This window comes from Streptococcus sp. SK140 (assembly GCF_000259525.1).
GTDB lineage: Bacteria > Bacillota > Bacilli > Lactobacillales > Streptococcaceae > Streptococcus.
This window is the reverse complement of record NZ_AJML01000028.1, coordinates 20,565-27,224: the sequence shown is the minus strand read 5'-3', so window position 1 is coordinate 27,224 and position 6,660 is coordinate 20,565. Positions and strand designations below refer to the sequence as shown.

Below are 6,660 nucleotides of genomic sequence, written 5' to 3'. Positions count from 1 at the left end.
AAATTGGGACCTGGTGTTGCTGAACTTGGTGGCCTAGTAGTCATCGGTACAGAACGAATGGAAAGTCAGCGAATTGATCTGCAAATCAGAGGACGCTCGGGTAGACAAGGAGATCCAGGACTGTCGAAGTTTTTTGTATCATTAGAAGATGATGTCATCAAGAAGTTCGGTCCATCCTGGGTTCACAGAATGTACAAAGAGTATAGTGTTGCTGATATTACTCAACCACAAATCCTTGAGGGAAGAAAATATCACAGACTAGTTGAGAAAGCTCAAAATGCAAGTGATAGTGCTAGTCGTGCAAACAGACAGAGAACACTAGAATATGCTGAGAGTATGAATATCCAACGTGATCTCATCTATAAGGAAAGAAATCGTTTAATAAACGGAGATAGGGATCTTCGAGATGTATTATCTGAGATGATTGACGAGTATATTGAAACAATTTTATCTGAAAACATAAAAACCAGAGAAGAATTATTTCACTATATTGTCACGAATATCAGTTTTAATATCAGAGAATTGCCTCTTGATTTAGTCATTGAAGATGAACAAGCGTTGAGAAATTTCTTGATTCAAATCATTAACAATGAGTTAAATGATAAGAAGACCTTGTTAGAACCTCATGATTTATATGACCAATTTTTGAGAGTTTCCATGCTTAAAGCCATTGATGATAACTGGGTAGAACAGGTGGACTACCTGCAACAGTTGATGATGGCAATTGGCGGGCAAACAGCCAGTCAAACGAACCCTATCGTAGAATACTACCGAGAAGCCTATATGGGATTTGAAGCCATGAAAGAGCAGATTCGTTCAGATATGGTACGGAATATCTTGATGGGATTAGTTCAGATGGGACCTAAGGGCGAAATCGTAACCCATTTTCCATAAAAGGAGAATATATGACAATTTACAATATAAATTTAGGAATTGGCTGGGCCAGCAGTGGTGTTGAATATGCCCAAGCTTATCGTGCGGGTATTTTTCGCAGCCTGAATCTGCCGTCGAAGTTTATCTTTACAGACATGATTTTGGGCGATAATATCCAGCATTTAACCGCAAATATCGGTTTTGATGATGATCAGGTCATCTGGCTTTACACTCATTTCACAGACATCAAGATTGCACCGACCAGTGTGACGGTAGATGATGTTTTGGCTTATTTTGAAGGTGTAGAAAGCCGTCGTGAAAGAAATGGGAGAATTGAACGAATCTTCTTCTCAGATGAAGACAAGTTTATCACTTGTTATTTGGTAGATGAGGAGAAGGATTTTGTCCAACATGTGGAGTATGTGTATGCTGGCAAATTGATCCGCAAAGATTACTTCTCATATACACGCTACTGCACAGAGTATTTTGCTCCTAAAGATAATGTAGCGACACTCTACCAAAGAACCTTCTACAATGAAGATGGGACTCCATCTTATGAGATGTTCATGAATCAAGGGACCGAGGAAGTCTACCGTTTCAAGGATCGAATCTTATACGGGAAGCCTGCTTTGATCCGTTATTTCATGCAGACACTTGGGTTAAGTAAATCAGATCTAGTGATTTTGGATCGTGAAACAGGGATTGGTCAGGTGGTCTTTGAAGAAGCGCAAGCGGCGCATCTTGCTGTTGTCGTTCACGCTGAGCACTATAGTGAAAATGCGACCAATGATGATTATATCCTTTGGAACAACTATTATGACTACCAGTTTACCAATGCAGATAAGGTCGATCTTTTTATCGTTTCAACGGATCGTCAAAAGGAAGTTTTAGAGCAACAGTTTGCTCACTATACCACACATGCTCCTAAGATTGTGACCATTCCAGTTGGAAGTGTTGACCAATTAACAAAACCACAAAAGAGTCGTAAACCATTTTCTCTTATTACAGCTTCGCGTCTAGCCAAGGAAAAACACATTGATTGGCTTGTCAAGGCTGTGATTGAGGCTCATAGGGAATTGCCAGAATTAACCTTTGATATCTACGGTAGTGGTGGTGAAGAAGGACGTCTTCATGAGATTATCGCTGCAGGTCAGGCAGAAGAGTATATTAAACTCAAGGGCCATGCAGAACTTTCCCAAATCTATTCACAGTATGAAGTTTATCTAACTGCTTCTACCAGTGAAGGATTTGGTTTGACTCTCATGGAAGCAATTGGTTCAGGCTTGCCATTGATTGGTTTTGATGTTCCTTATGGAAATCAAACCTTCATCGAAGATGGTGAAAATGGTTACTTGATTCCAAGCTCATCTGATCATGTCGAAGATGAAATCAAGAAAGCTTATGCGGAAAAAATCTGCCAACTGTATTTGGAAAATCGTTTGGAAAGTATGAGAGAAAAATCCTACCAGATTGCTGAGAAATTCTTGACTCAAGAGATTTTGAACAAATGGGAAAAAACAATCAAGGAGGTAGTGGATGATTCAGTTATTTGATGTATATAATCAAGAAAGTCAAGATTTGCATTATAGTCTGACTGCGGCAGGACTGTCTGATTTGACTGTGGTTATTGAACCAGATGGATTTTTACCAGATGGAGTTGTCTCACCCTTCACCTATTATTTGGGTTATGACAGTGGTAAACCCTTGTACTTTAACCAAGTTCCCGTCCCAGATTTTTGGGAGATTGCTGGGAATAATCAATTTGGAACCATCAATGACCTTAATCAAGAACGAGCAGTGATTCATTTTGCAGATGGCTTACAGGCTCGTTTGGTGAAAAAAGTCGAATGGAAGACACCAGCAGGCCGCATCTTTCAAGTAGATCACTACAATCGTTTTGGAGCTTGCTTTGCTAAGACCACCTTTGATGGATCTGGTCAAGCTATCATGACTTCTTATCGGGACGTAGATCAAAAAGAAGTTATTTTGGAAAACCATGTCACAGGTGATATTCTCTTGACCTTGGAAGGGCAAGGTTTGCGCCATTTTTCTGGTCGAGTGGCCTTTATCATAGACTTTTTGCAAGGTTTGAATGTGAATCTGGACCACCTTCTCTTTAATACCCTATCTACTTCGTTTTTGACTTCTTTCCATTTTCCAGAAAAATCAGGTAAGGATATCCTGGTTTGGCAAGAACCATTGCATAATGATATACCAGGAAATATGCAACTGATCTTGGAGAATGATCAGCTTCGAGCTAAGACCATTATCATTCCAGATTATGCGACTTATGAACGTGCTTTGCAATTGACGGATGAAAAATTCCATCATAAGTTTAGTCATCTAGGCTATCATTATCACTTTAAGCGCGATAATTTTGTTCGTCCTGATGCCTTGATAGTGACCAATTCGGATCAACTAGAGCAAATCGAAAAACTGGTGGAGAGTTTACCAAGGGTTACTTTCCGAATCGCAGCAGTGACAGAGATGTCATCTAAGTTGTTGGATATGCTCCGCTATCCAAATGTTGTGCTCTATCAGAATGCCAGTCCCCAAAAGATTCAGGAGCTTTATCAGTTATCAGATATCTACCTGGATATCAACTATGGGAATGAACTGCTTCAAGCTGTTCGTCAGGCTTTTGAACACAATCAACTGGTCCTAGCTTTTGAGGAAACAGCCCATAATCGCCGCTATACAGCTCCAAATCATATTTTCGCTAAGGAAGCAGTTGATGACATGATTCATACCATTGAGTTAGCCCTTTCTCATGTCAAAGAGATGGGTCGAGCTCTTGGAGACCAAGGGTACCATGCCAATTATGTGGATCCAATTATGTATCAGGAGCGGATGGAAACCATTTTAGGAGAAAGCCATGACTAAAAAAGATCTATTCTATCAGGACGTTGAAGGTCGCATGGAAGAGATGAAACAACAACCCATCAAAAAAGAAAAATCTACACGTGGTGAAAAAATTAGTAAGACATTTTCTTTTTTGATTGGACTCATCATTTTGATTGGTTTACTGTTTACTTTAATAGGACTTTTGAGGTAATAAAATGATTGAATTATTGATGATTTTAACCATTATTTTAGCTTTTTCCTTAATCATTCTTGTGACCATTCAACCCAGACAAACTCAAATTTTTTCTATGGATGCTACCAGCAATATCGGAAAGCCCAGCTATTGGCAAAGCAATACGCTTGTTAAAGTCTTAACCTTGTTTGTTAGCTTATCACTATTTGTGTTGTTGCTCCTCTTTATGGTTTTAACTTTTAACTAATCGTTATCTGTATTGCTAGAACGTTTGATTTTAACAGTGAAGATTTAAAGAAATTTAAGTTTGAGGAGAAAATTTTAAGAAAACTTTTAGGAATCTAGCTTATACTATAAGCATAAGTTAAGAAGAACTTAACTTTAACTCCTAAAAATTTTTCATAATAATCTCCCTATAAAATAAAGTCGCCCAATCAGGCGGCTTATTTTTGGTTCTAAGTCTATGCTTTTTCATGGTATAATAGTGCTATGAGATTAGATAAATTTTTAGTTGCCTGCGCTGTAGGAAGTCGGACGGAAGTTAAAAACTTTCTAAAGACTGGGCGTGTGATGGTCAATGGTAAAAAGGAAAAATCTGCCAAGCTACAAATCAATGAAGAGACAGACGAGATTTGTTTTGACGGGCAAAAGCTAGAGTACGAGGAGTTTGTTTACTATATGATGAACAAGCCCCAGGGTGTTATTTCAGCAACTGAAGATTCTAAACATAAGACAGTCTTGGATTTGTTGGATGATTTAGCTCGATCAAAGGAAGTTTTCCCAGTGGGACGTTTGGACATTGATACGCATGGACTCTTACTCTTGACCAATGATGGCCAGTTGGCTCATGCTCTTCTTTCTCCTAAACGCCATGTGGATAAAACCTATCTGGCGCAGGTCGATGGAACCATGACGGATGAAGACATTGAGACATTTGCACAAGGGATTCCGCTAAAAGACTTTACCTGTCAGCCTGCCAAGCTGGAGCTTGTATCTCTTGATAGAGAAAAAAACCAAAGTCTGGTTCGCGTGACCATCGCAGAAGGAAAATTTCACCAAGTGAAACGGATGGTAGCATACTGTGGCAAGGAAGTGGTTGATTTGCAACGTCTGACCATGGGAACTTTGACCTTGGATGAAAATCTGAAACGTGGGGAATGGCGTCGCTTGACCACAGAGGAATTAGAAAACTTGCTCGAAAGTGTTGGGTAAACTGTGTAATCTTTGAAAAAGGTGAGGAAAATATCCTTGCCTTTTTCAGTTTTTGGTTGCTTCCTTTGTGAAAAGAGTTATAATAGACTGTAGAATAAAAGGAGGATTTTATGAACGCGATTCAAGAATCATTTACAGATAAATTATTTGCCAATTATGAAGCAAATGTCAAATACCAAGCTATCGAAAATGCTGCTAGCCACAATGGAATCTTTGCAGCCCTTGAGCGTCGTCAAAGCCATGTCGACAACACACCTGTTTTCTCACTTGACTTGACTAAGGACAAGGTCACTAACCAGAAAGCATCTGGTCGTTGCTGGATGTTTGCGGCCCTTAATACTTTCCGCCACAAACTCATTTCTCAATACAAACTTGAAAACTTTGAATTGTCACAAGCCCACACCTTCTTCTGGGACAAGTATGAAAAATCAAACTGGTTCTTGGAGCAAGTGATTGCGACTGCTGACCAAGAATTGACCAGCCGCAAGGTTAGCTTCCTACTCCAAACTCCACAACAAGATGGCGGACAATGGGATATGGTAGTTTCTCTCTTTGAGAAATACGGTGTCGTACCTAAGTCTGTTTATCCAGAATCTGTTTCATCTAGCAATAGTCGTGAGCTCAATGCAATCCTTAACAAATTGCTTCGTCAAGACGCTCAAATCTTGCGTGACCTCTTGGCTTCTGGCGCAGACCAAGCGACTGTTCAAGCTAAGAAAGAAGACCTCTTGCAGGAGATCTTTAACTTCCTTGCCATGTCACTAGGACTTCCGCCACGTCAATTTGACTTTGCTTATCGTGATAAGGACAACAACTACCAAAGCGAAAAAGGCATCACGCCACAAGAGTTTTACAAGAAATATGTTGACCTTCCATTAGAAGACTACGTTTCTGTGATCAATGCTCCAACTGCTGATAAACCTTACGGTAAATCTTACACAGTTGAGATGTTGGGAAATGTGGTTGGTAGCCGTGCAGTTCGTTACATTAACGTACCGATGGAACGCTTGAAAGAATTGGCCATTGCCCAAATGCAAACAGGAGAAACTGTTTGGTTTGGTTCAGATGTCGGCCAACTCAGCAACCGTAAAGCCGGAATCCTTGCGACAGATGTCTATGACTTTGAATCAAGCATGGATATTCAACTCACTCAGGACAAAGCAGGACGTTTGGACTACAGCGAAAGCTTGATGACTCACGCAATGGTCTTGACAGGTGTTGATTTGGATGAAAATGGCAAATCAATCAAGTGGAAAGTTGAAAACTCATGGGGAGACAAGGTCGGTGCAGATGGTTACTTTGTTGCCTCAGATGCTTGGATGGACGAATACACTTACCAAATCGTTGTTCGTAAAGAATTACTAACAGCAGAAGAACGAGCTGCTTATGAAGCAGAACCAATCGTCCTTGCACCATGGGATCCAATGGGTGCCTTGGCAGAATAAATGAGATATAAAAAGAACGGTTCTATAATTTTTAGGGTTGATGGAAATTTTCCACCAACCCTATTTTAGTGTATACAAAAAGGCCAACATCCA

Annotated in this window: 7 protein-coding genes; all 7 read left to right on the top strand. The window is 40.0% G+C overall.

The features are described 5' to 3' along the window. Window positions 1-894: preprotein translocase subunit SecA (locus HMPREF1116_RS08360; RefSeq protein WP_000596790.1), on the top strand; the 894-nt coding region annotated here is incomplete at its 5' end. Between the two features lie 11 nt (window positions 895-905). Then, a complete protein-coding gene (gene gtfA / locus HMPREF1116_RS08355) occupies window positions 906-2,426 on the top strand; it encodes an accessory Sec system glycosyltransferase GtfA (protein ID WP_000158449.1) in 1,521 nt (506 codons plus the stop codon). Then, window positions 2,410-3,756: an accessory Sec system glycosylation chaperone GtfB gene (gene gtfB / locus HMPREF1116_RS08350; protein WP_000615323.1), complete on the top strand. Its 1,347-nt coding sequence runs from the start codon at window positions 2,410-2,412 to the stop codon at window positions 3,754-3,756. The genes gtfA and gtfB overlap by 17 nt, the downstream gene beginning before the upstream one ends. Further along, window positions 3,749-3,928, top strand: coding sequence for an accessory Sec system protein Asp4 (asp4, locus tag HMPREF1116_RS08345; protein ID WP_000161926.1), 180 nt, complete (start codon window positions 3,749-3,751; stop codon window positions 3,926-3,928). The genes gtfB and asp4 overlap by 8 nt, the downstream gene beginning before the upstream one ends. Before the next feature lie 4 nt (window positions 3,929-3,932). Continuing rightward, entirely contained in the window at window positions 3,933-4,157 is a 225-nt protein-coding gene (gene asp5, locus HMPREF1116_RS08340) for an accessory Sec system protein Asp5 (RefSeq protein ID WP_000571541.1), read from the top strand. A gap of 242 nt (window positions 4,158-4,399) precedes the next feature. Further along, the gene (locus tag HMPREF1116_RS08335; RefSeq protein ID WP_001234881.1) at window positions 4,400-5,122 is read left to right on the top strand and encodes a pseudouridine synthase; all 723 of its coding nucleotides are present in this window, start codon (window positions 4,400-4,402) and stop codon (window positions 5,120-5,122) included. 110 nt (window positions 5,123-5,232) lie between these two features. Beyond that, window positions 5,233-6,567 carry an aminopeptidase C gene (pepC, locus tag HMPREF1116_RS08325; RefSeq protein ID WP_000991668.1) on the top strand — a complete coding sequence of 445 codons (1,335 nt, stop codon included), beginning with the start codon at window positions 5,233-5,235 and terminating at the stop codon, window positions 6,565-6,567. The last annotated feature ends 93 nt before the right edge of the window (window positions 6,568-6,660 follow it).

Coding starts and splice junctions, on each gene's coding strand:
- gtfA (WP_000158449.1), top strand. CDS start 906: ATGACAATTTACAATATAAATTTAGGAATTGGCTGGGCCAGCAGTGGT.
- gtfB (WP_000615323.1), top strand. CDS start 2,410: ATGATTCAGTTATTTGATGTATATAATCAAGAAAGTCAAGATTTGCAT.
- asp4 (WP_000161926.1), top strand. CDS start 3,749: ATGACTAAAAAAGATCTATTCTATCAGGACGTTGAAGGTCGCATGGAA.
- asp5 (WP_000571541.1), top strand. CDS start 3,933: ATGATTGAATTATTGATGATTTTAACCATTATTTTAGCTTTTTCCTTA.
- HMPREF1116_RS08335 (WP_001234881.1), top strand. CDS start 4,400: ATGAGATTAGATAAATTTTTAGTTGCCTGCGCTGTAGGAAGTCGGACG.
- pepC (WP_000991668.1), top strand. CDS start 5,233: ATGAACGCGATTCAAGAATCATTTACAGATAAATTATTTGCCAATTAT.